The 26,232-nt window shown below is 60.9% G+C and carries 25 protein-coding genes and 2 pseudogenes; 10 read left to right on the forward strand and 17 right to left on the reverse strand.

Annotated features, from left to right (window positions below; all coding sequences use genetic code 11):
- Positions 1-38: 38 nt before the first annotated feature.
- Positions 39-1,115 (reverse strand): sugar ABC transporter substrate-binding protein, encoded by a 1,077-nt coding sequence (locus FJ964_RS23505; protein ID WP_140552602.1) that lies wholly within the window; start codon positions 1,113-1,115, stop codon positions 39-41.
- A gap of 209 nt (positions 1,116-1,324) precedes the next feature.
- Here FJ964_RS23505 and FJ964_RS23510 point away from each other — a divergent pair, with 209 nt between their 5' ends.
- Entirely contained in the window at positions 1,325-2,983 is a 1,659-nt protein-coding gene (locus tag FJ964_RS23510; RefSeq protein ID WP_140552603.1) for a GMC family oxidoreductase N-terminal domain-containing protein, read from the forward strand.
- Between the two features lie 437 nt (positions 2,984-3,420).
- Here the strand turns inward: FJ964_RS23510 and FJ964_RS23520 are convergent, their stop codons facing one another.
- The 11 genes from FJ964_RS23520 to FJ964_RS23565 form a co-directional block, all read right to left on the reverse strand.
- Complete coding sequence (locus FJ964_RS23520; RefSeq protein WP_140552604.1) at positions 3,421-6,891, reverse strand: YhaN family protein; 3,471 nt, start codon at positions 6,889-6,891, stop codon at positions 3,421-3,423.
- Entirely contained in the window at positions 6,888-8,147 is a 1,260-nt protein-coding gene (locus tag FJ964_RS23525) for a DNA repair exonuclease (protein ID WP_140552605.1), read from the reverse strand. The genes FJ964_RS23520 and FJ964_RS23525 overlap by 4 nt, the downstream gene beginning before the upstream one ends.
- Before the next feature lie 170 nt (positions 8,148-8,317).
- Entirely contained in the window at positions 8,318-8,455 is a 138-nt protein-coding gene (locus FJ964_RS31810; RefSeq protein WP_348642866.1) for a hypothetical protein, read from the reverse strand.
- 185 nt (positions 8,456-8,640) lie between these two features.
- Complete coding sequence (locus tag FJ964_RS23535) at positions 8,641-9,420, reverse strand: ABC transporter ATP-binding protein (RefSeq protein ID WP_140552606.1); 780 nt, start codon at positions 9,418-9,420, stop codon at positions 8,641-8,643.
- A complete protein-coding gene (locus FJ964_RS31470; protein ID WP_224713371.1) occupies positions 9,413-10,114 on the reverse strand; it encodes a hypothetical protein in 702 nt (233 codons plus the stop codon). Before FJ964_RS31470 ends, FJ964_RS23535 begins: the two co-directional genes overlap by 8 nt.
- The gene (locus FJ964_RS31475; protein WP_224713372.1) at positions 10,111-10,581 is read right to left on the reverse strand and encodes a hypothetical protein; all 471 of its coding nucleotides are present in this window, start codon (positions 10,579-10,581) and stop codon (positions 10,111-10,113) included. Before FJ964_RS31475 ends, FJ964_RS31470 begins: the two co-directional genes overlap by 4 nt.
- A 106-nt stretch (positions 10,582-10,687) precedes the next feature.
- On the reverse strand, positions 10,688-11,086 hold the full coding sequence (locus tag FJ964_RS23545) for a periplasmic heavy metal sensor (RefSeq protein WP_140552607.1): 399 nt from the start codon (positions 11,084-11,086) through the stop codon (positions 10,688-10,690).
- The gene (locus FJ964_RS23550) at positions 11,083-11,520 is read right to left on the reverse strand and encodes a hypothetical protein (protein ID WP_140552608.1); all 438 of its coding nucleotides are present in this window, start codon (positions 11,518-11,520) and stop codon (positions 11,083-11,085) included. Before FJ964_RS23550 ends, FJ964_RS23545 begins: the two co-directional genes overlap by 4 nt.
- Entirely contained in the window at positions 11,507-12,109 is a 603-nt protein-coding gene (locus FJ964_RS23555) for a sigma-70 family RNA polymerase sigma factor (RefSeq protein WP_224628929.1), read from the reverse strand. The genes FJ964_RS23550 and FJ964_RS23555 overlap by 14 nt, the downstream gene beginning before the upstream one ends.
- A 27-nt stretch (positions 12,110-12,136) precedes the next feature.
- Positions 12,137-12,523 (reverse strand): hypothetical protein, encoded by a 387-nt coding sequence (locus FJ964_RS23560; RefSeq protein ID WP_140552610.1) that lies wholly within the window; start codon positions 12,521-12,523, stop codon positions 12,137-12,139.
- Positions 12,524-12,555: 32 nt separating this feature from the next.
- Positions 12,556-12,990: an EF-hand domain-containing protein gene (locus tag FJ964_RS23565; RefSeq protein WP_224628926.1), complete on the reverse strand. Its 435-nt coding sequence runs from the start codon at positions 12,988-12,990 to the stop codon at positions 12,556-12,558.
- A 210-nt stretch (positions 12,991-13,200) separates the two neighbouring features.
- Here FJ964_RS23565 and FJ964_RS23570 point away from each other — a divergent pair, with 210 nt between their 5' ends.
- Positions 13,201-13,629, forward strand: a complete 429-nt coding sequence (locus FJ964_RS23570) for an EF-hand domain-containing protein (RefSeq protein ID WP_140552611.1) — start codon at positions 13,201-13,203, stop codon at positions 13,627-13,629.
- Positions 13,630-13,661: 32 nt separating this feature from the next.
- Positions 13,662-14,099 carry a BA14K family protein gene (locus tag FJ964_RS23575; protein WP_140552612.1) on the forward strand — a complete coding sequence of 146 codons (438 nt, stop codon included), beginning with the start codon at positions 13,662-13,664 and terminating at the stop codon, positions 14,097-14,099.
- A 389-nt stretch (positions 14,100-14,488) separates the two neighbouring features.
- Here FJ964_RS23575 and FJ964_RS23580 read toward each other — a convergent pair whose 3' ends face one another.
- Positions 14,489-14,695: a DUF3606 domain-containing protein gene (locus tag FJ964_RS23580; RefSeq protein ID WP_140552613.1), complete on the reverse strand. Its 207-nt coding sequence runs from the start codon at positions 14,693-14,695 to the stop codon at positions 14,489-14,491.
- Positions 14,696-14,966: 271 nt separating this feature from the next.
- On the reverse strand, positions 14,967-15,884 hold the full coding sequence (locus tag FJ964_RS23585; RefSeq protein WP_140552614.1) for a hypothetical protein: 918 nt from the start codon (positions 15,882-15,884) through the stop codon (positions 14,967-14,969).
- Positions 15,885-16,194: 310 nt separating this feature from the next.
- On the opposite strand from FJ964_RS23585, the gene FJ964_RS23590 reads away from it, so the two are divergent.
- Entirely contained in the window at positions 16,195-17,367 is a 1,173-nt protein-coding gene (locus tag FJ964_RS23590; protein ID WP_140552615.1) for a glycosyltransferase, read from the forward strand.
- 1 nt (position 17,368) lies between these two features.
- Positions 17,369-18,505: a UDP-galactopyranose mutase gene (gene glf, locus FJ964_RS23595; RefSeq protein WP_140552616.1), complete on the forward strand. Its 1,137-nt coding sequence runs from the start codon at positions 17,369-17,371 to the stop codon at positions 18,503-18,505.
- Between the two features lie 39 nt (positions 18,506-18,544).
- Here glf and FJ964_RS23600 read toward each other — a convergent pair whose 3' ends face one another.
- Together FJ964_RS23600 and FJ964_RS23605 are read right to left on the reverse strand one after the other, a co-directional pair.
- Positions 18,545-19,666: a beta-glucosidase gene (locus FJ964_RS23600; protein WP_140552617.1), complete on the reverse strand. Its 1,122-nt coding sequence runs from the start codon at positions 19,664-19,666 to the stop codon at positions 18,545-18,547.
- A gap of 40 nt (positions 19,667-19,706) precedes the next feature.
- Positions 19,707-19,848 (reverse strand): annotated as a pseudogene (locus FJ964_RS23605) (NADH-quinone oxidoreductase subunit D); the annotation flags it as partial.
- A 983-nt stretch (positions 19,849-20,831) separates the two neighbouring features.
- Between FJ964_RS23605 and FJ964_RS23620 the strand changes: the two are divergent.
- From FJ964_RS23620 to FJ964_RS23635, 4 genes and pseudogenes are all read left to right on the forward strand, one after another.
- A pseudogene (locus FJ964_RS23620) lies at positions 20,832-21,617 on the forward strand (SDR family NAD(P)-dependent oxidoreductase).
- 85 nt (positions 21,618-21,702) lie between these two features.
- Positions 21,703-22,881, forward strand: coding sequence for a zinc-dependent alcohol dehydrogenase (locus tag FJ964_RS23625; RefSeq protein WP_140552620.1), 1,179 nt, complete (start codon positions 21,703-21,705; stop codon positions 22,879-22,881).
- Between the two features lie 463 nt (positions 22,882-23,344).
- Positions 23,345-24,100, forward strand: a complete 756-nt coding sequence (locus FJ964_RS23630) for a DUF4142 domain-containing protein (RefSeq protein ID WP_140552641.1) — start codon at positions 23,345-23,347, stop codon at positions 24,098-24,100.
- Between the two features lie 25 nt (positions 24,101-24,125).
- Positions 24,126-24,731 carry a general stress protein gene (locus tag FJ964_RS23635; RefSeq protein WP_140552621.1) on the forward strand — a complete coding sequence of 202 codons (606 nt, stop codon included), beginning with the start codon at positions 24,126-24,128 and terminating at the stop codon, positions 24,729-24,731.
- A gap of 82 nt (positions 24,732-24,813) precedes the next feature.
- Here FJ964_RS23635 and FJ964_RS23640 read toward each other — a convergent pair whose 3' ends face one another.
- Positions 24,814-25,095: a hypothetical protein gene (locus FJ964_RS23640; RefSeq protein ID WP_140552622.1), complete on the reverse strand. Its 282-nt coding sequence runs from the start codon at positions 25,093-25,095 to the stop codon at positions 24,814-24,816.
- Between the two features lie 759 nt (positions 25,096-25,854).
- Between FJ964_RS23640 and FJ964_RS23645 the strand changes: the two genes are divergently transcribed.
- Positions 25,855-26,109 carry a hypothetical protein gene (locus tag FJ964_RS23645; RefSeq protein ID WP_140552623.1) on the forward strand — a complete coding sequence of 85 codons (255 nt, stop codon included), beginning with the start codon at positions 25,855-25,857 and terminating at the stop codon, positions 26,107-26,109.
- Positions 26,110-26,232: the final 123 nt, after the last annotated feature.

Consider the following 26,232-nt stretch of genomic DNA (forward strand, 5'->3'; position numbering starts at 1 on the left):
GAAGCGGGCCGCCAGGGAGCAGCGGCCCGCAATCGCGGTCAGGTCCGGATGGCTCCAGTCACCCGACCCCACAGATCGTTCCAATCGATGTCCGGCTTGGCGTCGATATTGGTCTTGTAGTATTCCTCGACATTGTCGTGCGAGATCAGCACCGCCTTGCCGTAGAATTCGCGATGCTCCGGCGGTTCCTTGACCGGGTCGAACTTGCCGATCTTGGCATTGTAGCCGATGGCGAGTCCCATGCCGCCCTGCCAGAACGGATCCGAGGTGACGGTGCAGGCGAACTCGCCGGTGCGCACCGCGTCAACCGCCGTCTTGATGCCGTCCACGCCGACGATCGGCACCTTGCCGGCGAGGTTCTCGGCGCGCAACGCCTCGAGTGCGCCGGAGCCCATGTCGTCATTGGCGGCCCAGATGCCCTTGATGTCGTCGCCGAAGCGGGTGAGCAGATTTCCCATCAGGTCGAAGGCCTCGGTCGATTTCCAGTTGGCGACCTGGAAGTCGAGCAGCTTGATGTCCGGATTGGCGGCGAGTGCGGCGTCGAGTCCCTTCTTGCGCTCGATCGCCGCCGTAGTCGAGATCAGGCCGCCAAGTGCGACGATGCCGCCCTTGCCGCCGATGGTCTTGAATAGGATCTCGGCGATGGTCTTGCCGCTTTCGATGCCGTCAAACTCGATGTGGGAAACATAGTTCGGGTTGAAGTCCTTGGGATGCAGGTCCGCCGGCTTATTCCATTGCGTCACGACATAGGCGCCGGCCTTGGCGCAGGCTTCGACGATCGGGCGCGCATCGGGCGTATCGTTGGGGTCGGAATTGAGCACCATGTTGCCGCCGGTCTTGGCCAGCATCGCCTTGATGTCGGCTATCCCTTTCTCGCTGTTGCCTTCCGAAACCAGCGTGACGTGTTCAAGCCCGGCCCATTTGGCGTAAGCCTCGGCGCCGGTCTTCCATACGGCATGGTAAGGATTGGACAACGAACGGATCGACGTTACCAGCGTCGGCTTTGCCTCGGCCCGCAAGACCCTCGGCATGGCCAGCGCGGCCACTCCAGTTGCGGCGCCCATCATCAGCATCCGGCGGCTGACCGGGCCGGAAAGCGTAAAACTCTTCCTCATTATCGAACCTCCCGATTGAAATCTGCTTCCCGCCCGGCGGCTTGCGCGGGGAGCGCGACCTCCGATCGGGGGATTGCCAAGTTCCTCCACTTGTACGACAACCCTTCAACACGATAACCATACCCTTTCTCTTGACGCGGCACAAGCGACTTGCGATCGTGGTCCGCAGGAGAGCAGGGCAATGACGTCGCCCATGCAAGGGAGCGGGAATGCCGGATTACATCATTGTCGGCGGCGGCTCGGCCGGTTGCATTCTCGCCGCCAGGCTGAGCGAGGATCAGGACCTGTCCGTTGTCCTGCTGGAGGCCGGCCCGCCCGACACCGACCGCTACATCCATCTGCCCGTCGGCTTCTTCAAGATGACGGCAGGGCCGCTGATCTGGGGTTATGACACTGCCCCCGGCCAAGCGATCGATGGCCGCGTCATGATCTATCCGCAGGCGCGCGTTCTCGGTGGCGGCTCCTCGATCAACGCCCAGGTGTTCACCCGGGGTTGCCCGCAGGACTATGATGGATGGTCCACCGACGAAGGTTGCGTGGGCTGGAGCTACGCCGACGTGCTGCCGTATTTCCGCCGCTCCGAGGGCAACGACACCTTCGCCGATCCGCAACACGGCACCGAAGGTCCGCTCGGCGTCTCCAGCGGCACGCCGCATCCGCTGTCCCGCGTCTTCGTCAAGGCGGCGCAGCAGGCGGGTCTTCCCTTCAGGGCCGACTTCAATGCAGGCCAGCAGGAAGGCGTCGGCTTTTATCAGACGACGACGCGCAACGGGAAGCGCAGCAGCACGGCGGTCGCCTATCTTAAGCCCGCGCTGAGCCGCAAGAACCTGACGCTGCGCACCGACGCAACCGCCAGCCGCATCGTTGTCGAGAATGGCTGCGCCATCGGCGTCGAGATCATCACCAACGGCCGCACCGAATTGCTGCGCGCCGAGCGTGAGGTTATCGTCACCGCCGGTGCCATCGGCTCACCCAAGCTTTTGATGCTGTCCGGCATCGGCCCGGCGGCGCATCTCGGCAGGCATGGCATCAAGGTGATCCAAGACCTAGGCGGCGTCGGCCAGAACCTCCATGATCACATGGATGTCGATGTCGTCGCCGAACTCAACGGACCGTATGGCATCGACCGCTACACGAAGAAGCGTTGGCAGGCGGTCGCGGGCCTCGAATACGCTCTGTTCGGCAAGGGCCCGGTGGCGTCCAACATTGTTGAAGCCGGCGGCTTCTGGTGGGGTGACCGGATGGAAAAAACGCCTGATATCCAGTTTCATTTCCTGCCCGGCGCTGGCGTCGAGGAGGGCATTGGCTCAGTTCCCAGCGGCAATGGCTGCACGCTGAATTCCTACCACGTGCGCCCCCGCTCGCGTGGCAGCGTCGCGCTGAGATCGGCGGATCCGCGCGATCCGCCTGTCATCGATCCCAATCCTTTCGCCGAACGCTACGATCTCGACCGCGCCATCGATGGCATCGAGATCAGCCGCGAGATCCTGTCTCAGCCCGCCTTTGCGAACTATATCAGCCGCGAGCACCTACCCGGCGCGGGAACGAGGGGACGCGCGGCGATCGAAGCCTTTGCCCGCGAGCATGGGCGCAGCGCCTATCATCCGGTCGGCTCTTGCAGAATGGGCGGCGATGCTGAGAGCGTCGTCGATCCCGAGCTTCGCGTGCGAGGGCTGCAGGGCCTGCGCATTTGCGACAGCTCGGTGATGCCGCGCATTGTGTCCTCAAACACCAACGCCGCCGTTATCATGATCGCCGAAAAGGCGGCCGATATGATCGCCGGGCGGGCCAACTGCCGGCCCAATGATCTTAACCGTCGGGGCACACCGGACGCTGCGCAAGATCGACGTGGGTATGGTCGACGATGAATTTGCCGCCTGACGGCGCTGCCTCCTTCGCACCAGTTCCGGACATTCACTTTTGTCGATGTTGGCTGAGCTCGGCGACAAGATGCTTGGACAGTCGCCGCAGAGGCAGGTGTTTTGTCAGAAACGCCAGCTTTGCCGTTTCCTCCAGTTCCTCGGCGGCAAAAACGGCATCACGAAAGCTGCGCCCCGATCCGGAAACAGCCGGATCGCCGGAACGTATCAAAGGTCAGCCAAAGGTCTCAAAAAGCTTCGCTTCCATAGCTGCGTTGTGGCCTCTGCTGCCAAGCCGCGGAAATTCGGCCAGGACGAGGTCCATTCAAAGTTGGTTGGACCGACCAGGTTGCCATGAGAGCTTCGAGTGGCGACGCATAGGACGCGCGCTAGCTAAGCTCCGCGAAGCTGAGCACTGGCCTCGGCGACCGAGGCGGTCCCGTTCACTAGTCCAGTTCGTGGATCGCTACAGTGGGGATGACCGACTTTGCAATCTCGCATAGGTGCTGATGATGGGTGAGGTAGATCACCTGGCCTACGCTGGCCATCTCGCCGAACAACCGGAAAACTTCTTCCGACCGGAGATGGTCAAAGGTCTCCATGATGTCGTCGGCGATGAAGGGAACAGCAGGCCTGAGCTTGGCAAACTCGTAATATCCGGCGAGCCGTAGAGCCAGGTAGAGCTGGAAACGCGCGCCTTTCGACAGAGCGTCTGCGACCTTCGATTGGCCATCCCGCTGCATTGCGATGAGGACCTCGCCGCCCTTCACCGGCTGGGTCGTCAAGCCTGTGTACTGACCGCGCGTGATCAGTGCGAAGGCGTCGGAGGCCTCGCGCATCATTCCAGAGCGATGGCGTTCGCGATAGACCCGAAGCGCGCTCGCCGCCGACATCACCCCAAGCTTCAATTCGATATGGCGGACGGCCTTGTCCTCGATTTCGAGAAGCACGGTGCGACGCTCGGCATCGATACGGGCAACTGCGCTGTCGCCGCCGATCGCATCGAGCTTGTCGGTCGCCCGCATGCGCCGGACGAGTTGCTGTTGCAGTGAGTCATGGAGGTCGGCGAGGCGCCGCTCGACCTCGGCCTTTTCAGCCGCAAGTCCATCGAGATCGAGGCCTTCCAGCAACGATTGCGCTTGGATGAGGCCGTCGACAGCGAGTTCACTCGTGAGGCGTTCTTCAAGCTCGGCAACGGCACTCTGCAGACCGTCTCGCTCGCGAAGCTGTTCATCGCGTTCCCCGACCTCTGGCAGAGTTCTCACACCAAAGGCATCGAGTACTTCCTGCTTTGTCGTCTCGTGTGCCGCGAACTCAACGCCCAGTGCCTCTCGAATGTCCTGCAATTTCTGAACGTCAAGGAGGAGACTTGCCCTCGCCTCACGGGCACGCTCGGCTTGCTCCAGACGCTCTGTCAACCTGACGCTCACTTGTTCTGGCACCTCGTCGCCCGCACGCTCGCCGGCCTGCGCACCAAGCCCGGCCACCTCTTCAGCAAATGCACTTCTGTCCGCCTCCATCTTGCGGATGCGGATACGCATGGCCTCACGATCCTGCAGCGCCTTTGACAGATCTGACAATTGATCGAGGACGCTGCCAAGCCCAGTCCCGGCAACGCCTTCTTCGAGCCAAGTGCCCTTCAGCGTTGCCTCAACCTCGGCCTGCCATGCACCCTCTCTCCTCTCGGCAATTTCAACAGCGAGCCGCCTGGCGGCCAGCTCCTCTTCCTTCGCCGCGACGTTCCTAAGCGCTTCCGCTCGTTCCGCGTCGACCTTCCCTTGCCTGTCGAGAAAGCGGTCGGCGGCGACCACCATGGCCTCCAGGGCCTCACCGGCTTCCGGCTGAATTCCAACGCTTTGAAGAGCCGAGGCCAATCCGAGATGAAGCCGCTCTCCTTCGGCGGTTGCGCGCTCAATCCGGGCACGCGCGAGCAGGATGTCGTCCCAAGCGACAAGCGCGTCGGCCCGCGCTGAAAGGCGCTCCTCGAGAAGTCCGATCAGCAGGTCGAGCGATTGCGCCTGGCTATCCTCAAGCAGGGGGCTGGCCGTTCGTTTGATTTCAGCGGACGCCATTTCTGCGCGCTGGGCTACCCCGGCGAGTTGGCAGCTTACGCGCTCCATTGCCGCTTCGGTCTCGGCCGCCCTTTGCTTGATTGCGCGCAGATCGGCGAACTCGCCCGCATGGGCCAGTCGAGCCGTACCGACATGATCGTCCTTAGCCAACGCTGCGGCAAACACGTCTGCGGTTTCGGTCGTGAGGTCCGCCCGGTGATTTCTCCAGGCCTCGTCTCTCTCACGTCTTATGGCTGCGGCTGTGTCATCGTCGGCGAGATCGGCCGAGGCGCCGACAGCAGCCAGCCGTGACGAAGTTGTTATCCGACTTTGTTCATACTCAGCCAGACGCTCGGAGAAGACCGCTTTGTCCCTTTGAAGGTCCGCGGCCAATGTCTTCCAGGCAGCAATCTGTGTCGGGGGCGGAACCGATATTTTCGAAAGTGCTTCCGCATCTCCCGACCACGGCTGGAGCCGCCGCATCGCATCCGCTAGTCTCGTTTGCCCCTCGTCAGCCGACGCGCGCGCCTCTCTTATTTCCCTTGGGTGACTGCTGGCCTTCGCCTCCGACACGGCGGCCATCAGCCTGGCTCTTGCGGGTTCGGGCACCGCCCTCTCCTCGCCAACGCGACTTCGCGCAGCGTTGAGCCTGTCAAACGTGGCAGCGGCTTCATCGCGGGCCATCCGCAAGCTCGTCGTGATGCCCGAGCGTTGCTCGACCATGTTGCGAAGCGTGCCGATCACAAAGGCAGGCAGGATGAGCCGGGACGGATCCTGTTCGGCCGATCTTCCGAGCGCGGCGAGACAATTCGCCACCACATGGTCAAGCATCTGGACTTCCATTTTGCGGGTCGGCAGATCCATGCCCGCGGACGCATGGCGCGCCTTGCGATCGACAAGTCCTCGCACCTGTTCGGAGATCGCTAGCACAGCGTCGTCGACAGCGATTGCTTCGATCTTTGCCTTCGCCCGATCGATCTCATCGCCATTGGCCTGGAGGCGAGTTCTCAGCCGAGCGTCATGATCGATCAATTCCGCGACGCTGCCGCTCCAAGTCCTGGGTGGAGACTCGATGTCAGGCAGCTCGGTCAGTCTGCTCGCCTTGCGTTTGATCTCTCCAAGCAGCGGCGCAGCGCGGGCATGGCGCTCGATTGTGGCGAGCCGCGCCGACAAAACCGAGCGTTCAGCGAGGCTGCGATCATACTTGTCCTGGGCTTCCACCCGTTCCGCCTCGAGCGCCTCGAATGTCGAGGCCAGAGTGTCGATCGTCTCCTTACGTAACTTGAGTTCGGCGAACCGCTTCTTCAGCAGCGCGATTTCGGTGGTCTGTGCCTGTTTTCGGTGGAGCCCATCTGCTTCCGTCTCCAGCGCGGCCAAGACATCGCTGGCATGACCAAGCCCGGCGCTGGCGGTGAAAAGGAGCTTGCCGAGATCACCACGCGATTCCAGGATGGCCTTGCCCCCTGCTTCCAGCGTTTCGTCATCCAGTGAGAACATGCTGCTGTAGGCTTCGCGGGACAAGCTGGCGAGGTGAGCCGAAATGGCAATTTCGCTCAGTGGGCGGCCTTCGGCGTTGTGCAGTGAGTTGCTGCGACTTTTGGTGCGTGAAACGGCCAGCGTCTCCCCCTCGAATTCGAGCAGCCCGCCAATGCGCATGGAGCTATAGTCGTGCAGGAAACTGTAGCGGCTGCGCTCTTCGATACCGAAGAGCAGATCAAGATACGCGGAAAGTGCCGTCGATTTGCCAGCCTCGTTCAAACCGAACACGATATGCAGATCGGGACCTGAAACCGGTCTCTCTCCGAAATCGATTGCCCTATCGGTAAACTTGCCGTAGCGGGTCAGATCAAGCCGCCGCAATCTCATCGCGTTGCGCCTGCCTTGAGCCGCGCAGTGACCAAGTCGACGCCGCGTGCAAGCACATCGTCGAGAAACTTCTCGAGCCCCAATTCATCTTTGCCGGCGAAGCTTCGCGCATCGGGCGGCAGGTCCGCGATCGTCTTCAACATGAATTCTCGCGCTTCGGATCGAAATGCTTCTGAACCCGCATTGGCGCGCATGGACTGTGCGAGTTCCAGAGTGGGATCGGCAACACTTGCCAAATCTCCGACACCGGGAGCCGAAAGAGCAAACTCTAGCTTCTCCACCCAGGTGTCGCCCACCTGTTCCGCTGCCTGTTCGGCTTCAGCGACCGCCAGGTCCCGGTCGCGCATCAGCGACCATGAAAGGACAGAAGTGCCGATCAAGCCGAGGCGGGCAACAAGGTAGCGCGATCTGGCAACCTGCCGGGATTGCTCCAGCCCTGATCGGATGCGGACGATGGCCTCGCTCCATTCCGACGCCCCAGTCAGATCGACGCTCACCCGCTCGAACTGCGCCACGCTGGTTAGCCTCTCCTCAATCTCGACGCAGCGATCGTCGCGAATGGTGACCAGCGTGACCGATTTCTCGCCCGCCTCATTGATGTCCCTCCCCTGAGGGATCCCTGGCATCACGAGCGTGCTCGCACCGGAATACACCTGGCGAACGTGAATGTGACCAAGCGCCCAATAATTGAAGCCGTGGCCCTGCAGATCGGCGACGCTGCAAGGTGCATAGACGTCATGGCCTGGCGAGCCCGCCAAGCTCGTGTGCATAATGCCGACGTTCGCCGCTCCCTCCCGCGGGGCGACATATTTGGATAGTAGGCCTTCGGGCGCCTTGGGGCTGACGAAACTAAGCCCATGGAACGCGACGTCTACCCCAGCGCCAGACTGGATTACGGATTGGCAGCGGCCGCCAAAAGTGGTCACCGTGTCCGGCAGTTCGAGTTGCTTCGTAATCCGCGACATGGCGTCATGATTGCCGCGGATCATGTAGACCCTGACGCCAGCTTGATGGAGACGCGCCATCTGGGTGGCCAGAAAGCGTGCCGTCTTCATCGAAGTCTGGTCGCCATCGTAAAGATCGCCGGCAATGACAAGGGCGTCGACACGCTCAGCCAGGCAAAGGTCCACTATTGCAGCGAACGACTGCCGGCTGGCATCGCCGACGAGCTCGGCAAGTTCAGAATTTCTGAGTGCTAGCGAGCGCAGTGGCGAATCGAGATGGACGTCGGCCGTATGAATAAATCGAAATGTCATCCGGGGCGCTCTCCAGGCCCGAATCGAAGCTCAGGCCAATTCTGTCGAAGTCCAAGTCGCCCAAACCGCATGCCAGCGACCAGATCAAAGCCTCGTTAGCAAAGTCCGACAGCGTTGGGCAACGGGAAGAGCCAGATACGATGGCCCACGATTCTCGGTCAGTCGTGCGCCTACCTGCCGATGCTCTCCTGGAATTTCTCAATCCTGGAAAGAATGCCGTCGAATGGAGGCGGGGTGTCGTCGAACATCATCGGCGCCATTGCCCGATAATCCGCTCTGAGATCCTTGATCCGAATCTCGCTGGGCATCAGCCGCAAAGTGCCTGGGCGTGCCGTATCGTAATTGGCCCCGCCCGAGCGAAAGAATGTCGCCTTGTGATTTGCCGCCGTCGCCAGCAGCTCGACATCAGCGGCAGCGGCTTTGCCCTTCGGTATCGCGCATCATGGCGAGGCTTTTGAAGCGACAATGCAGAAAAGCTGCCATTGTAAGCTCGTTAGGCAACATTGCGCAACGCGACGTGGTTCCGCAGCGCCTGCATGACACGGGCCTCGAACCCGCCAGCCTCACCGGTTGAAGCGACTAGCGCCTCCGCGCCCCAGCTTTTGGCTATGGCTCCATCAGCAAGAAAAACCGCTCGGCTACAGAGGCTCGGCACGGTCTCCATGACATGCGTGGAAACAATGATGGCGTGACGCTTGCTAGCGGCAAGCTCGATCAACAACGTCTTGACCTCCCATGCCGCCACCGGGTCCAGTCCGTTGAGAGATTCGTCGAAGATGAGCAGCGGCGGAGAGCCGAGCAAGGCGGCGGCGACCGCGATCTTCGAGCGTGTGCCAAGCGAATATTCTTCGATGGGCCGTTCGAGCCATTGTGTAAGGCCAAGCCGCGCCGTGAGGTCGCCGCCGGGCCAGTCACGGGATGCGCACGAACGCAGGGACGCGACCAGATCGAGATATTGCCATCCCGAGAGTGAAGCCGGTAGATCCCAAACATCGATGGCGAGCCCAAAACGAGCCTTGGCGCGTTCCGGCTCGCGAGCGAGATTGATGCCGTCGATGGCGACGGTTCCCATCTGCGGCCGAAGCTGTCCGGTTATGGCCTTGACCAAAGTGGACTTGCCCGAACCGTTCGCGCCCAGAAGGCCCAATATCTCTCCATGCGCCACCGCCAGATCGATACCGGCTATCACCGTTCGCCCGCCATAGCCCGCGCTCAGGCCGGACACAACAAGAAGGTCCTTGTCGGCAACAGCGCTGGTAGCCGTTTCATCCATGATAGTACCTCAAGCGTGCCCGATGCCACAGCCACAGCACGAGAGTGGCAAGGCCCAGCAGAACGGTACGGCCATATTCCAGGGATTCGTAGCTTGTGTAGGTGATCGCGGCCAAGAAGCTGAAGGCAGCAAGCAGCGGGGCGGTCATGAAATAGGCGGCGAAGACAGCATAGGTGCCGTTCAGGATTAGCAGCCAAAGGCCGCTTGCAAGGGGCATCGGCCACGAAGACGGGTCGGCCGCTAGGGCGGCACCGGCCGGCAGGAGGAAGAAGGTAATCGACAGCCGAAGCGGCAGCCACAACAGCCGCAGCCAAACGCAGCCGAAGCTGACCGGCGCGGTGCGCAGGACGGGCGAACCTAGCGGGCGATAGCGCAGCGTTAGCATGAACACGGCCACGCCGCCGACCAGACCGGCAACCGCTCCCGCAACTGCGTTGTGATGGACGAGGCTGAAGGCAGCCGGGATCAAGGCCGCGAGGCTCATCGCGGCACCTGCGCAGGCCAGGCGCCAAGACGACAAGACCGCACCGGCGGGCAGGTTCCATGCCCAGGCTCCAAGCCACGCCGGCTTGGCACGATCGAAACGGTCCAGCTTGAAAAGCTTTCGCCCACGGCGAATCCGGCGTGTCGCAACTATCACCGCATCCGCAAGGTGCAGGGAAGGCGCAGGCAGCAGCGTGTATGTGCCGATCACGAAGCCGACGGCAAACAGCGCGCACCGCCACCGAGCGCCCACGCCAAGGCGTTCGGCTTTGCGATCATGACGCAGGCTAGTCCCAGGAGGATGACGACAATCACCGTCAAGGGTGCGCCGATGCACGAGGTCGCAAATACCATCATGCGGCGACGGTCGGAGGTCGACACGGGCAGGGCTTTCATGAAGGGTGCATAGGCACGGGCCAGGCTGAGGCGGACGACGCCCGCTCCCACGGAAAGCCCCAGCAGGGTGGCCGAAACCGGCAGCCCGGCAAGCCACAGCCATGGCGATTGCCTCAGGGTGGCTGTGGCAGCGCGCAAGGCAACGGCGATGTCGGCGGTTGCGTAAGCGATGACCAGCGCCCCGCCAAAGCCGATCCACGCAAGATCATAGCGGCGCATGGAGCGCAGAGAGGCCAACACCTCCCGCCATAGCAAGATCAGGACAAGCCTGTCGTATTTCATGACCATCGTTCTCCAAGCCAGCCTTTTCACCCGACTGACTGACGGTCGGTTGAATAAGATCCGATCCCAGTAAAGCATTGTGGTCCCATGAAGGTAGAACCACAACTCAGGACGCCGGCCTTTCCCTGGTCCGCTTTAAAGCAGTCAGCAGATAATCCTGCATCACCCCCTGCAGGTTACCCGTGGCGTCACGGACTTTTTCCATCGCGGCTTGCACAGCCGGCTCGTCGAGCGGTGACGCCTTGACTGCCGCGGCCAAAGCAGCGCGGGCGGTGCGCAGATCGCGCAGCGCCGCAAAAGTGCGTGGGCGGTTCTCCCGCATTACGGCGCGAAATTCCCGCCTGACTTCCGGCGGATAGATGCTGGCGACGTTCTCGATAAGCATACCGGCGGCGGCACTGTTCCGAAGCCCGCGCGCGGCATAGCCGACCATGAAGACGTTGAGGGCGATGGAGAGGCCGAGCAGGACGAGAACCGCCGCCCAGAGCGACGATCGACGTGTCATAGCGCGCCCTCCGATCCGTCATCGGCGGAAAGGCCGATAAGGTCGTTCCCCAGCGGCGCTCCCGCTGCCAGCGCCAGAAGTTGCACATCGAACGGATCGCCCTGCGATGCCGCCATCTGATACCCTCCGGTCGCCAGAGCGACGAGAAGCAGGGCTCCGCACGCCGCCATAGCGGCGGGCTTCAGCAGGATGCCGGAAAGAAACAAGCCGAGGTGCGATCCGCGATCCGCGTTGATGCGTGCGAGGACCTGGCGGGCCACCTTGCCTTCGTCTGTCTCCAGAAGGGCCGCTTCCAGGACCAGCCAGTCCAGCTCGTCATCCTGACCGGGGTTCTTGATCGACATGTTCAGGGCCTGCTGCCGAAAGGGCGCCGGCCAGGCCGCAATGTCGTTTCCAAAACGACGCTTCAGCTCCTCGAAATCATCGCTGGTCATTGCATTTTCCCTTCGCGGCCTCATGGCCCGCCATGTGGTCTTTCATATGATCCCTCAGGCCGCGCCGGGCACGCACGAGCAATTGCTCGACCGAACCGGCGCTCGATCCCATGACCTCGGCAATGGCCGGCACGTCGAGGTCGCCCACGACACGCAAAAGCAAAGCCATGCGCTGCCGTTCCGGCAGGCGCGTCAGGCCGTCCCTTGCGATCGACAATTCCTGGCGGCCCGTAATCGCTGCGTCGACATCGGGCGTTTCCGACGCTGGATCGTTTTCGAGATCGTCGAGCCCAATGAAACTGCGAAAGGCGCGACGGCGACGCCGGTCGATGCAGCGATTTGCCGTGATCCTGTAAAGCCATGTCGAGGCGCTCGCCTTTTGCGAGTCGAAGCGGCCGGCATTCTTCCACACGCTCACGAACACGTCCTGCACCACATCCTCAGCATCACTAGCGTTTCCGAGGTAGCGGGCGGCAAAGACGCGCAGCCCACGACCGTGACGGGCAATGAGCTGCGCAAGCGCGCCCTGATCGCCCGCCGCGATCCGCGCCACAAGCTTGTCGTCCCCACGCCGCTCTCCATCCTGCACGACAATATTTATCCCGTTCGTCCCGGCTCAGCGGCGAAAGCGACGGAAACCGTACCACTTGCTGCCGCCCGGACCGGTAAAGGTTCCGACCGAACGCGTGCGGAACGGACCATGAGCGGACAGACTTTGGCCCGAAAATGTCTTGCCGTTGGCCGTCACGCCGGAATAGCTCCTGGAGCAGCGCGCGACAACGCCGTTCGCGCACGTCGAGGTGGATGTGTAGGTGCCGCCATCGACACCGGTGCGGGTGGTGGAGCCGGAAAAGATCCCGCCGCCTTCGTCGGTCAGGCCGCGGTTGATCTCGCCGCCATTGACGGTTTTTCGCGTCCATTCCTGGGCGCCCGCTGGGCCGGCGGCCGAAACGGCGAGGACCACGCCGAGCAAGAGCATAGAGAATTTGACAGAAGTCATCATATCCGGAATTCCTTCGTTCAGGGTGACGGCGGTCAGCCGTGGTGTCGGGCGAAGAGGTCGCGGATGAAGACGATCTCGTCGGGCGAAAGCTTTCCATCGCCATTCCTGTCGGCCAAATCGAAAAGCGGTGTGCTGGAGCGGAACTCATCAGCCGAAACCTTGCCGTCGCCATTGGTGTCTACACGTCGCATGGCATTGCCCAGTCTCGCCGCGGCTGCCTCCGCCCGGTCCATGATGGCGTCGCGGGCCACCTCGATCTCGTCCTTGTCGATGACGCCGTCGCCATTGCGGTCAAGCCTCGAGAACAGGCGCTGCCGGCCGGCAAGAATCTCGTCCTTCGAGATCACGCCGTCGCCATTGGTGTCGATACGCTGGAAGAGACGGCCGCTGGATAGGTCCTGGGCGTGGGCGGCGGAAAGCGGTGCAAGCCCTAGGCACAGCGATGTAAGGAAAACAGAAGTCCTCACGATGGTGATCCTTTTCGTTCGATGAGGAAGCCCCTTTTGGCGACCTTGCCTGCCGATACGCAGCGCCGGCCCTCCCTCCTACGCGGCGGGGAAAAATTTCCGTCGCGGCTCAAAGTCTCTGCGTCGCGCGTAGGAGCCGGGCGGCCGCTGCGTAGAGGCCCATGAAGGACGGCCCGCGGCGGGCCGCCTTCTTCGAAACGGAGAGCGGAGATGAAAAGGATTTCGATGGCCCTCGGCGCCTTGCTGATCACAATAGGCAGCGCGGCAGCGACGGATAGGGAGCGTGCACGCGAGCTCTTCCGCCAGATCGATACAAACGGCGACAGAAAGCTCGAATTCAACGAGATCGCGGCCGCACGGGCGAGACTGTTCGACCGCACGGACACTAATCACAACGGCGTTCTCGATCCCGGTGAGATCCAAGCGGCGATGGAACGGGCAAAGTCGACGCAGGACGGCGCGCAGCACGCACAACTGGCCGACATGCAGCAACGCAAGGGGGAAATGGACAGCAACGGCGACGGTAGGATCTCGCGCGGCGAGTTCGCCAGCTTCGTTCCCGATCGGCTGTTGAAGGCCGATGCCAATGGCGACCGGGCTCTGTCGCTGGGCGAACTGCGTTCGCTGCGCCGGCAATAGACACCGCCTCATTTTTTGAAAGGATCAGGATCATGATAAAAGTTTCGACAGCGATCGGCGCAGCGCTGCTTGCCATTTCGGCCACCATTAAGCAGGCCGGCGCGATGCCGCTTCAGCCTTTGCCGGAGGCCACCGTTCAGGCGAGTGGCACGACGGAAGTCTATTTTCGCAGGGGCTTCTATGCCGCCGGCGGTTTCTACTATTTCAACGGATACAGAGGATATGTCCGCTTCCGGCCGGGCTATCGCTATTATAACGGTTACTGGTTTCCAGTTGGCGCCTTCGCGGCGGGCATGCTGGCCGGCGCGAGCATTGCAAATCCGTTTCCGCCTGCGCCCCGACCAGACGCACGTCTAGCCGCCGCCCATGTCAGGTGGTGCTACGCCCACTACGTCTCCTACCGCGCCTGGGACAACACCTACCAGCCCTATGGCGGACCGCGCCGGCAGTGCTGGTCGCCCTACAGCTGATCTTGGCGTCAAAACGCCGGACAGCTACCTTTGTCGATATCATCCCTGTTCGGCACCTTTTTTGGTGACGGACGAGGCCATGCGTCATCGTGCGGCCTCGTCGTTCAAGGAGCGCAGATTTGTTACGCAATCGCCCGATGCCCGTCAGTGCGTTCATACCGGTATTGTCTTATCCTGATGTCGAAAAGGCCAGCCTTCGGCTTGCGATGCATTCGGTTTCGAACGCCGGCTGCTGGTCGGCAGCCGGCGTTGCGACTTTCACATATTCGACGCCATGTATCTCAAAGGCAACTTCAAGGTTTCATTGTTCGTCGTAGAGATCACGGGGAAGTTGGGACGGGCCCCTGCCGACGAGGCCGGCGAGCCGTGGTAAATTCCAGCGGTCCTGGTCATTTAGGTTCTCGCAGCTTCCGAGCTTCCTTGACGAGCACGGCAAGATTGCCTCCGTGGGTTTGGATCAGTTCTTGTGCCTGTTGCTCTGTGAGCCCATTTACCGCAGCGAAATAGCCGAGCTGATCTGCATCGCTTGGCGAAATGCGATTTGGATGGCGCACATCGCTTTGGGCGCTGTCACGTTCGAAATTGAAAATATTCATACGGCGGCGCACGACGTCCTCGCATCAGTTTGTGGGTCCAGCCAGCCTGGCGACAGGGTTGCGCAAGGAATGAAGACGGGCCCGGTCCGCCGTCGGGGCTTGGGCCGCATCCCGGTTGTTTGCTGTAGACACATGGCTGGCCGCTCTCCGCACGAACGCGACCGAACTATGCCCAAGGGACATTGTTCCCGACGGCAATGTTACCGCGAGCGGTGGGAGGCCAAGCGGAACGAAACTCTCGCAATAGGTCCGCATGCTGGTGGAAAGGCAGTCAGGCAACTGCCGACAGGAGAGACACATCGAAGCTCGCCAAACCATAGCGCCAGCGATGGTTCGTCGCGGCAACGCGACTTTGGTAAAAAAGGGTCAGCCGCTCGCCGTCAATCATCACCGTCGAGTGGCCGTTTTCCCCAGGCCCGCCCGGATCGAGCACTGGACCAAGCGAGACGAAAGGTCCGGTAACGGCGCCCGCAATGGCGAAAAATACCCGCTGACGGCTACCCCGCGGTCCGTGCGGAAGGAAGCAAGTGGCGTTGAGGAGCACACGACCATCCGGAAGCTCCACCAGTTGAGCGCCTTCAATTCCCCATTCGTAGTCGGGATCTTCCCGCGTGTTGTGGTGGGGGATTTCGTTGTGATCCAGGATTTTGCCCAACCGCTTCCAGGGCCCGAACCATGAATCGGACTGGCTTCGAGCCAAATAGATATCCGGCTGCGGGACGCGGGTGAATTCCGGCATGCCGGAATAAACGATGTAGCGCTTACCGCCGATGAGAGCCGGATGCGGATCATAGATGCCGTCTTCATCCGTCCCCGGCAGGGACAGGATTGCCGGGTTGAGCACCACCCAGTTGAAACCGTCGTTGGACACTGCGTGTTCGCAACGGCCGCCAGATTTCATGAACTCGGTTTGGATGAACATGTGGAAGACGCCGTCTTCGTGCACGACACCCGGGGCCGCAACGCCCGAACCCTTGACCGGAAGCCCGATGGGCGCGTGCTCCGTCCACGGTCCATGCAGTTCAGGCGCGGTTGCGTGAAGGATCTTCCAGGTCTCGCTCGTTACCGTGCCGCTCGACCCGAACACATGCCAGAGCCGGCCGTCGTAAACCGGGCATGGATCCTTGAGATCGTCTACCGCCTGCGGGTGAAACAACGGGAACACATTCGTCTCAAAATCGATCTTCATCGTCTGTCCCAGCGATTGTCGGCCGTGAGAGCTCTCACGCTTCAGCCCGACGAAACAGTTCAAGCCGTCAGCTATTTTAGCTGCTCATTCAACCAAAATGCGGCGTCCGCGCGGCCGTCCCCAGAAAGCTGCCTGCAGCCATGGCCGCCCTCTTAGGCGCAGCCCACGCCCGTCTGGATATCGCTCGCTGCAGCTGGAACAAGTTATTCAGCGGAGTGTTAGACATGTCGCAGGAACAGCTTCCTGCAACTGGCGATTAACAAATGTTATACGCAGTCTAAACGGCGATGTCATCAAGGGAACTCTTTATATGGACGCAGCGATAAGAATACCGGCCCTCGTCGAAACCAGAAAAGAACAAGATTTACTGGTGTGTTTTTCCCATTTGCGGTGGAATTTCGTCCATCAGCGCCCACAGCACATTCTCACCCTTGCCTCGGGAGAGCACCAGATCGTCTACTTCGAGGAACCTATCTTCGAAGAATGCTCTCACTCATCCATTCGGTTTTGCGAAGCGGCGCCGGGCATCCGGATCGCGACCCCCTTGCTACCGATCGGCACCAGCCCCGCGAGGGCGGATGCGATCCAGCGCAGATATCTTGACCGGATCATCGCGTCGACACCGCACGCTCAGTTGACCGCCTGGTATTATACCCCGATGGCGTTGCGCTTCAGCGCGCATATTAATTTCGACGTGTGCGTGTATGACTGCATGGACGAGCTTTCGGCATTCAAGAATGCGCCGGCCCAACTCGCGCTAAGGGAACGGGCGCTCTTCGAGCGCGCCGATCTGGTCTTCACCGGCGGCCTAAGCCTGTTCGAAGCGAAGCGCTGCCAGCATCGGGCAATCTACCCTTTCCCCAGCAGCATCGACGTCAGCCATTTTCAAAAGGCGAGGAAGCCCGGCGAGGAGCCAGCGGATCAACTGGCCATCCCACACCCTCGGGTAGGCTTCTTCGGCGTCATCGACGAGCGCCTCGATATCGATCTCGTGGCGCAGGCTTCAAGGACGATGCCAGACGTGCATTTCGTAATGCTTGGTCCGGTCGTGAAAATCGATCCTGACCTCCTGCCGAGAGCCGAAAACCTGCATTGGCTCGGCAACAAAGCCTATATGGACCTGCCCGATTACCTCCGGCATTGGGACGTGGGCTGGATGCCCTTCGCGCTCAATGAAGCCACGCGTTTCATCAGTCCGACGAAAACTCCCGAGTTCCTCGCCGCGGGTCTGCCCGTGATCTCGACTGCAATCGTCGACGTCGTGCGGAGCTACGGCGCCGCAGGACTCGTGGATATTGCGGATGCCGACGATATCGAGCCCAAGCTACGCTCACTGCTGGCGCAGCCGCGCGACACGCGGCTGCCAGCGGTCGATGCCTATCTCGCCAACATGTCCTGGCAGCGAACCTGGGAAGCCATGGCCGCCCACATCAAGCAAGCCAGTGCAAGCAAGAAGGTCGTGCCCTTCCGCAGGAGCGCATGACATGTTCGACTGGCTGATCGTCGGAGCCGGCTTTGCCGGCAGTGTTCTCGCGGAAAGGATCGCCTCGCAAAGAGGCGAAAGCGTTCTCCTCATCGACCGTCGCAGCCACATCGGCGGCAACGCGTATGACTGCTACAACGAAGCGGGCATTCTCATCCATCGTTATGGACCACATATATTCCACACGAACGCGCAATCGATCGTTGACTATCTGTCGCAATTCACCGCCTGGCGGCCTTACGAGCACCGTGTGCTCGCTTTCGTGGACGGCAAGCTTCTGCCGATCCCGATCAACCTCGACACGATCAACCGCCTCTACGGTCTGGAGCTGAGTTCGGCAGAGCTGGAACAGTTCTTCGCCTCGCGTCGGGAAACCGTCGAGGAAGTCCACACCGCCGAGGATGTGGTTGTCAGCACGGTTGGCAGAGAACTCTATGAGAAATTCTTCCGCGGATACACCAGAAAGCAGTGGGGGGTCGACCCCAGCCAGTTGAACAAGTCTGTCACGGCCCGCGTTCCGACCAGAACGAACCGCGACGATCGTTATTTCGGCGACAGCGTCCAGCAGATGCCGGCCGGCGGCTATACGCGCATGTTCGAACGAATGTTGGACAATCCCAACATCAAGATCATGCTGCAGACCGATTATCGCGATGTGCGAGAGCGGATTCCTTTCCGGCGGATGATCTACACCGGACCGATTGACGAGTTCTTTGACTGGAAGCTTGGCCGTCTGCCCTATCGCTCATTGCGCTTCGAGCATGTCACCCTCGACTGCGAGCAGTTTCAACCGGTCGCGGTGGTCAACTATCCGCAAACGGAAGCCTATACGCGCATCACCGAGTACAAGCATTTGACTGGCCAGAAGAATGTCCGGACCAGCCTCACCTACGAATACCCGACAGATATTGGTGACCCATACTACCCTGTGCCGCGTTCGGAAAATGAGGCCCTCTACAAACAATATGAGGCGCTTTCTGCAAATTGCCCGAACGTCTGGTTCGTTGGCCGTCTAGCCACGTATCGCTACTACAATATGGATCAGGTCGTAGGACAGGCTTTGGCCACTTTCGCGCGTATCCAAAAGGAGCTTCCGGCTACGCCCGATTTGCAGACGGCTATGGCGGCGCCCGCTTAGACGCCCCTCCCTCTATCCGAGACAGCAAGGTCGCGCGCGTCAAGAATGGAATAGCTTCTGCTGCCTCGCGAGTTCATCGGCTAGCGGACGGCGGATGCGGCGCGAGCCGTCCGCGTGGACAACGGAAAACAGGCCGACTTCGGCGTGGCGGGAATTGTCCCATCCGGGATAGGCGGTGATTGGGTAGAGGCAGATAGCCTCGATCGGGACTCCTTGGCTGATCGCGGTCCGAACTTCATCGCATACGTAGTGAAGCCATGCGGGGCCGGCGGAACCCTCGGCGCCGGTTTCTGCAATGTACATGGGCCTGGTGTAGCGTCGGGCGACCTCGACTAGCATCTCTGATAGAGCCCGGTATTCATGATGGCCCATCGGGATTGTCGGCCCATGCAGATACCATTGGTTGTGTGGATAAAAGTTAAGGCCAATCACATCGATCAGATCCTCGGCTCCTCCTAACTCAGGCGCGATACGGCCCAACAGCATGTCATACGCTTCGAATTGCCCTTGGCGGACCTTCTCCGCACGACTGACCTCCGTGCGGGTGCGGTCGCGCGGGGCGATGTGGATAAGCGGTTCAGCCCAGACGAATACGCACTCGGGGTCAGCCTCACGCATTGCACGGATACCCTGTACAGCTGCCTTGATTAGATGGCGCTTGAACCAGCCACTCTTTTTAGGTCCGGCTGGCGGAAAATAGCCGACTTCGACTGCCCATGCGAAGAACGATATTTCGTTGATGGGACAGACTACCGCAGCTTTCCCGGTCACTGCCCGGTGTAGTCGGATCGCTTCGGCTGCGAAAGACGCATAGCTCTGGATCATCTGTTCGCTGCCCTGGTCGAGGTGGTCGGGAGACCCATAGTGAAAGACATCCCAGATGACCTGAACGCCGGCGGCACTCGCGGCGTCCAGCATGGATTTCCAATTCGACCAATCGTAGACACCCGGCGCCGTTTCGATCAGATGCCACCGCAGTCCATCACGAATGGTTCTCAATCCCAAGTCTGAGCATCTACGGTAGTCGTCCTCAGCGTGAATGTCGTGGCTGGTTGCGCGGATAAGGTCCAGACGCCGGCCATCTTTGCGACGATGCGAAGAACATTCGAATCCCGCCATGAAGAAGCTGTCGAAATGGATTGGGAGAAAGTGATCACGCATCAAACTTTTCTTTACCCCTCTTGGCGTTTTTCTGTCCACGTCACCCGGGCACAATGCCCAGGAGGGCCGCGACGTCCGCAAGCAGATGGCCGCGGCAGCGCAGGTCCATCGCCTGCAGGTGCGCGAAGCTCGGCTCCCCGCAGCACGCAGCGGTAAGGCTTGTTGGTGCCGTCCGCGGCCAAGCCGCATTGGCTCAGCTTTTTGGGCGAAGCAGGCCTATGTGAGCGAGCTCGAGCGCAACGCGAAAGACGCCGTGCGCCGCCGGATGCTGCGGCCCAAAATTGATATTGAAATCCCTTCCGGCGCTCTCGGCCACGAACGTTAGCTTCCCCCACGACGGTGACGAACTCAGAACGGAGCAGGATGTTCCAAGCTTGCTTTTTGCGGGCCTGCGGGCGGTGCTGCGCGCCGCCGCGACGTGATGCGGCTTGCGGATTGGCCAGATCGGTCTTCGATTTTGTTCAAGCCTACTGTCGAGCAGCACGCGGCCTGCAACGCCGACAGCGCCCTTGGCAGCGGCTTCGCTACCGGGTCACCTTTGCCGCGCTCCTTTCAACAAATGAGATTTCCGCCTTCTTCTTGTTACCATAGCTTCTGGTGACAACAACGTCAGACGGAGTTGAAATGAAGCCGATCGATAAGTGGGCTGATGCCTACGAACCATCTGAATTCGCCGCCAAGCATGGTCTCACGCTCGATCAGGCAAAGGCAGTCATTAGCTCCAATGGGCCCTCCAGGCACAGCTGTGATATGGGGGCCAAGGCGTTTGTAAGAGCTCTCGAAACCAAGCGTGATAGACAGTCCGGTGCAGGAAAATAGAGGCGATCCGCAATCCTTGGCGCGCGAACTGCGCCTTCCAATATCATGGGCACGATACGCCCGAGGGGCCCCCCACGATGTTGGATCGGGCACCCCACCCTGCGAGCCGGTGTCGCGCCTTCGCAAACGCAATCCACAGCCGTTACGGATGATTCAGGCTTCGGTGAGCTTCTTGTTCAGGTCGCAAAGAGTTCCCATGGGCATCGCTCCTTGCCGTCCAACAGCCGTGGGCGCCCCACAGCGCTTGCCTCGGCCGACTATTGGCAATTCGATTGCGCGGGCATAATACCGCCCAAAGGAACAATCGGTTCAGCCGGATGTTCGCCGAACCACTCAGGAGGATCGGATGGGAAACGGGAAAGTGGCGGTCGTCACCGGCGCCTCGAGCCGCATCGGCAAGAAGCTCGCGAAACTTTGTGCCGAGAACGGCTATGGCCTCGTCGTCGCCGCCGACGAGCCTGCAATAGAACTGGCGGCCGAGGCGCTCCGGTCGCATGACGTCTCGGTTGACGCAGTGGAGGCCAATCTTGCAAGCGAGGAGGGCGCCGACAAATTGATCGCCGAAATCGGAGACCGTGACATCGATCTTCTGCTCCTCAATGCAGGGCGCGGCCTGGGCCGGGGCTTTGTCGACCAGGGCTGGGGCGAGGCACGCCGCGTCATCGAATACCAACGTCACCGGCACGGCGCATCTCGCTCAACGACTCGGTTGCAAAATGATCCGGCGCGGTCACGGCAGGATCCTGTTTACCGGCTCTGTTGCCGGCTTCATGCCGGGCACCTTCCAGCCGGTCTACAACGGAACCAAGGCATTCATCGATTCTTTCGCCATCGCGCTGCGTCATGAGCTGAAGGACAGCGGCGTGAGTGTGACTGTGCTGATGCCGGGCGCCGCGCAGACGCGTTTTTTCGAACGCGCCGACATGATGGATACCGAGATCGGGGTGCAAGGGAAGGACAGTCCCGTCGATGTAGCCAGAGACGGCTACGACGCCACGATGGCGGCGAGGAACAGGTCGTCAGCGGTTGGACGAACAAGATGCAGGTCGCCGCCGCACATGTCACCCCGGCCGGCACGCTGGCCGAACAGCACCGCAAACTAGCCGAGCCGGGCTCGGCGAAAGATCGCTGAGGGCGCGGACGCGATCCGGGAACATTCAAGCCCAGCGCCAGTTCGGCCATATCCGCGAGTATCGAAACTCATAGAGAACCGCCCGATGAAAGCTCTGACTTGGCACGGTAAAGGCGACATTCGTTGCGAACAGGTCGCCGATCCCAGGATCGAGGACGACCGCGACATCGTCATTAAGGTGACCTGCTGCGCCATATGCGGCTCGGACCTGCATCTGATGGACGGCTACATGCCGACGATGAAATCGGGCGACGTGCTGGGTCACGAGACCATGGGCGAAGTGGTGGAGGTTGGTCGCAACCACACAAAGTTCAACAAAGGCGATCGCGTCGTCGTTCCCTTCAACATCTCGTGCGGAGAATGCTGGTTCTGCCAGAACGGCCTGTTTTCGCTCTGCGACAGGTCCAACCCTAATGCCGAGCAGGCCGCCAAAATCATGGGCCAGTCGCCCGCGGGCCTGTTTGGCTATTCGCATCTGCTCGGCGGTTACTGGGGCGGACAGGCCGAGTATCTGCGCGTGCCCTTTGCCGATGTCGGCCCGATCAAGGTGCCTGACGGCATCGATGACGAGCAGGTGCTGTTCCTCTCCGACGTCTTACCCACCGGCTACATGGCGGCCGAAAACGCCGGAATCCAGGAAGGCGACACCGTCGCCGTCTGGGGCTGCGGTCCAGTCGGTCAGTTCGCAATCCAGAGCGCTTGGATGCTCGGCGCTGGTCGCGTCATCGCCATCGACAAGGTGCCGGAGCGGCTCGCCATGGCACGCGACTACGGCAAGGCAGAGACGCTCGATTTCAGCAACTCCGATATCTTTGATGCGCTGATGGCCATGACGGACGGACGCGGTCCGGACAGTTGCATCGACTGTGTCGGGACCGAGGCAGATGCCACGGCCACGGCCGATTCCATGCTCGATAAGGCTAAGACGACCGTCTATCTCGGCACCGACCGGCCACATGTGCTGCGCGAGGCGATCTATTGCTGCCGCAAGGGCGGCACCATCTCGGTGCCTGGCGTCTATATAGGCCTGGTCGACCACATCCCGTTCGGCGCGGCGATGAATAAGGGGCTGACGTTCCGCATGGGCCAAACCCACACGCAGCGCTACCTCGATCCGCTCCTTCAGAAAGTGCTGAATGGCGATATCGATCCGGCCTTCGTCATCACTCACCGCGCCGGTCTCGACGAAGGACCCGGCCTCTACAAGACATTCCGCGACAAGCAAGACGGCTGCATCAAGGTGGTGATGCGCCCGCATGGCTGATCGCGCGGACACTCAGGGGTCGGGCCTTGCAGAGGGTCCGGGGTTTCTAGCCGATCAGCAGAACAATGCGGCAATGATGCGCCAGGCATGTTCCTCATCGGTGTGCCGTATTCATCGATGTCCGGCGGCGATCACGAAACCAAAATTGCCGCGCTGAAAGGGCGCTGCGGACCACCGAAAGCCTAGCAAAAATAAGCTACATTCCTTGATAACCCGGCGCTTCTGCATTGGCTTGTTCTGGATTGGAATCCGTATAAAAGTTGTTGCGGGATGCAAATGCGAGTGGCCCGCGCTGGCTCGTCGGATCGGGTCGGCGCGCATCTCGACGCATCTCGCCCTTACAGACGAGCTTAGCGCCGCCGCCTCAACAAGAGGCATTCTTGTGCTAGCTAAATTGTCCTTGGACCGGAACAAACGGCTCTGGCGCTTGTTGAATGACACCCATTCAACAAGGAACCTATTGATGAAACACCGCCTTCTAATGACAGCGCTGTCTACCTGCGCGGTCCTGACATTTGCCGCGTCCTCCTACGCCGCCGATAAAGCTCAGGAGTTCGTCGACAAGGCCGCCGCCGGCGGCATGTTCGAGGTCGAGTCGAGCAAGATCGCACAAGGCAAGGCTCAGGATCAGGCAGTCAAAGACTTCGCCCAGAAGATGATCAACGATCATGGCGCGGCGAACGCCAAGCTCGAGACAATCGCCGGCGAGCAGAAGCTGAAGGTACCCGCCGAGACGGACGCCGCGCACAAGAGCGACCTTCACGCCCTGAACACCGGCAAGGACTCGTTCGACAAGTCTTACGTGCAGATGCAGCGCGACGCACATGTCGACGCTGTGAAGCTGTTCGAAGGCTACGCCAAGGACGGCGATAATACTCAGCTCAAGACATTCGCGCAGGAGACATTGCCGACGCTCAAGATGCATCAGGAAATGATCGAAAAGATCGCATCCGGCACCAACGACAAGTCTTCCGGCACGAGTTCGACGACGCCCGCGGTGTCGACGAGCGACACCAATAACCCGGCGGCGCCCGTACCTGGCGCCAACAGCTTCACCGAAGCGCAGGCGAAATCGCGCATTCAGGATGCCGGCTTCTCCAATGTCAGCGCGCTGACGAAGGACGACAAAGGCATCTGGCGTGGCACTGCCGAGAAAGACGGAAAGCAAGTGACCGTAGCGCTTGATTTCCAAGGCAACGTGGTTGCCGGAGCTCAATAACCGAACTCAGAAATGGAGTGAAACAATGACCACAGTCACCGGACTTTTCGATGACTATCAGGACGCCTCCGACGCCGTGAGCGAATTGGAAGCGATTGGCGTGCCGCGAGACGACATCAGCATCGTGGCCAATAATTCCGACAATTGGTATCGGCAGGACGAGACTTCAGAAGCCGGTGAAGATGCCGCCACAGGTGCGGGCCTGGGAGCGGTCGTCGGCGGCGCGGGCGGGCTCCTCACCGGGCTCGGGATCATGGCCATACCTGGCGTCGGACCCGTGGTGGCGGCCGGGTGGCTCGCTGCGACAGCGGCCGGCGCGGTGGGTGGCGCCGTGGTCGGCGGAGCAGCCGGCGGGATCATCGGGGCACTTACAGAATCCGGCGTCTCGGAACGGGATGCACATGTTTATGCCGAGAGCGTTCGCCGCGGCGGCAGTCTGGTGACTGCCAAAGTCGACGATCGGCTGGCGGGCGAGGCTGAGCGCATTCTGCGCGGCGGGCGTTCGGTCAATCTCGATGAACGGCGTAGCAGTTACGAGGCTGCCGGATGGACTGGATTCGACGCCAGCGCAGAGCCTTTTGACGACATCGAGGCGGAACGCGATCGCGTTCGCCGAACCACACCGCTTTGAGAAATGCGGCCCCGCCGAAGTCTCGACGGGGCCTTTTCTTCTCCGGCGACAGGAGCGAGGCACCTAAGCACCCTGTTTGGCTTCACTCTGGGACGATTTCGGCGACGCATCGACGGGTCGATGTGCGTTGGAAAATCGAGGATCGTTTGAGGTTCTGCAAGGCGCTGCGGAAACTGCTCGAGATTCCAAGTGCCGCTCCGTTCCGCCGCCCGCTGAGACCTGCTGCTGAGATCGGCCATTCGGCTTCCATGGTCGCCAATTGCACGGCATCGATGCCGGGGAATTGTTGCCGCGGCCTTGAAGGATCGGCACGCAGGGATTGCGGCGTGAGAATTATGAAGTCCCGCGCGGTGTTGAGCTTCACCCTCCCAGCGCAATCATCCGCTTCGCGATCTCAACAGGAACGACCTGTCGAAGCAGACCGAAGATTTTGAGCAGGACGACGCAATCGCTTAGAAGGTCGAGGGCTGCCGGGCAGATTCCTCCGGGAAGCCGCCGGTTCATCAGGTCGAAGTCGTCCGGCTTTGCAGGCGCTGTCCTGTATTCGAATACTTACCCTCGACCCGATCCAACAGGGGCTCTGGCGCAACGGCCTTCAGCCGTCAGCAAGTCTCAAACCTCTATGGCCAGCAACTGCCGGAACGTCTCCACGACGACGTCCAAGCCGCTCGCGTGCTGCGGCAGCTTGGCGAATGAAAAAATCGGAGATCTTCATTTCGCTTTTTCAAGCTCTCTCGCCAGGCTCATGCAGTTGACGGTCGACGGCCGCTTCGCTTCGGTTGGGCCACAAAGCCTGCGCCCGGCGCTTACTGGCGGCCCAGTGCGGCCGTGTTAAGTGTTGCGCGATCTTTCCAAGACGGGGAGTCCCCACCGATGGTCTAGGCCACAGAAAAGCGAACTCTAATTAATCCCGGCCTCCGAGCAGGATTTTCGAACGGCCGATCCGGGCCGAAATGGGGACAGCGGCTTTTTGTGTCCAATAAGAAAGAGGTCGGCCGAGGCGACAGCTGCAGAACGTTCGGCTTGTTCCGTCAACTCGCTGCCAGAAAGACGTTTTCGACCTGCCAATCGGCGGAACCGACGGGGGAGATTGCCGTTCTCTCATGCCAATCAGGGGCGCTCAATGTTCAACCCATGGGTCGATCTCTCTCTTTCGATACTGGAAGCGCAGCAAGTGATGTGGCTTCGAGGTATGCGAATTGCTAGTGGCGGCAAAGCGGCTGAACGGGAAGCCAAGTTGATGATCAGTGAAAAAATCGAGGCTGCCGGCCGCGCAACCATGATGCTCGCCATGGGTGCGCCAGCAGACAAGCTAGCAAGTTACTATGGCGGCAAGATCAGGGCCAATAGAAAGCGGCTGTTGCGGTCACCTGCTTGACCTAGCAGCTTGCGATCCGCCACAATGCAGTCGACCAGTTTGCTATCTGACCAGTGGCTTGCTCAGGCACCGCGACGTAGGTTCTCGCGCCACCAGACCTCCAGGGTTCGTTTTCAATATGAA

The sequence above is a fragment of the Mesorhizobium sp. B2-3-2 genome (assembly GCF_006442295.1).
GTDB lineage: Bacteria > Pseudomonadota > Alphaproteobacteria > Rhizobiales > Rhizobiaceae > Mesorhizobium.

Coding starts and splice junctions, on each gene's coding strand:
- FJ964_RS23570 (WP_140552611.1), top strand. CDS start 13,201: ATGAAAAGGATTTCGATGGCCCTCGGCGCCTTGCTGATCACAATAGGC.
- FJ964_RS23635 (WP_140552621.1), top strand. CDS start 24,126: ATGACCACAGTCACCGGACTTTTCGATGACTATCAGGACGCCTCCGAC.
- FJ964_RS31810 (WP_348642866.1), bottom strand. CDS start 8,455: ATGCCCAGCGAGATTCGGATCAAGGATCTCAGAGCGGATTATCGGGCA.
- FJ964_RS23535 (WP_140552606.1), bottom strand. CDS start 9,420: ATGGATGAAACGGCTACCAGCGCTGTTGCCGACAAGGACCTTCTTGTT.
- FJ964_RS23630 (WP_140552641.1), top strand. CDS start 23,345: ATGAAACACCGCCTTCTAATGACAGCGCTGTCTACCTGCGCGGTCCTG.
- FJ964_RS23645 (WP_140552623.1), top strand. CDS start 25,855: ATGTTCAACCCATGGGTCGATCTCTCTCTTTCGATACTGGAAGCGCAG.
- FJ964_RS23560 (WP_140552610.1), bottom strand. CDS start 12,523: ATGATGACTTCTGTCAAATTCTCTATGCTCTTGCTCGGCGTGGTCCTC.
- FJ964_RS23625 (WP_140552620.1), top strand. CDS start 21,703: ATGAAAGCTCTGACTTGGCACGGTAAAGGCGACATTCGTTGCGAACAG.
- FJ964_RS23580 (WP_140552613.1), bottom strand. CDS start 14,695: ATGAATATTTTCAATTTCGAACGTGACAGCGCCCAAAGCGATGTGCGC.
- FJ964_RS23585 (WP_140552614.1), bottom strand. CDS start 15,884: ATGAAGATCGATTTTGAGACGAATGTGTTCCCGTTGTTTCACCCGCAG.
- FJ964_RS23525 (WP_140552605.1), bottom strand. CDS start 8,147: ATGACATTTCGATTTATTCATACGGCCGACGTCCATCTCGATTCGCCA.
- FJ964_RS23600 (WP_140552617.1), bottom strand. CDS start 19,666: ATGCGTGATCACTTTCTCCCAATCCATTTCGACAGCTTCTTCATGGCG.
- FJ964_RS23510 (WP_140552603.1), top strand. CDS start 1,325: ATGCCGGATTACATCATTGTCGGCGGCGGCTCGGCCGGTTGCATTCTC.
- FJ964_RS23590 (WP_140552615.1), top strand. CDS start 16,195: ATGGACGCAGCGATAAGAATACCGGCCCTCGTCGAAACCAGAAAAGAA.
- FJ964_RS31475 (WP_224713372.1), bottom strand. CDS start 10,581: ATGAAATACGACAGGCTTGTCCTGATCTTGCTATGGCGGGAGGTGTTG.
- FJ964_RS23505 (WP_140552602.1), bottom strand. CDS start 1,115: ATGAGGAAGAGTTTTACGCTTTCCGGCCCGGTCAGCCGCCGGATGCTG.
- FJ964_RS23575 (WP_140552612.1), top strand. CDS start 13,662: ATGATAAAAGTTTCGACAGCGATCGGCGCAGCGCTGCTTGCCATTTCG.
- FJ964_RS23520 (WP_140552604.1), bottom strand. CDS start 6,891: ATGAGATTGCGGCGGCTTGATCTGACCCGCTACGGCAAGTTTACCGAT.
- FJ964_RS23545 (WP_140552607.1), bottom strand. CDS start 11,086: ATGACACGTCGATCGTCGCTCTGGGCGGCGGTTCTCGTCCTGCTCGGC.
- FJ964_RS23550 (WP_140552608.1), bottom strand. CDS start 11,520: ATGACCAGCGATGATTTCGAGGAGCTGAAGCGTCGTTTTGGAAACGAC.
- glf (WP_140552616.1), top strand. CDS start 17,369: ATGTTCGACTGGCTGATCGTCGGAGCCGGCTTTGCCGGCAGTGTTCTC.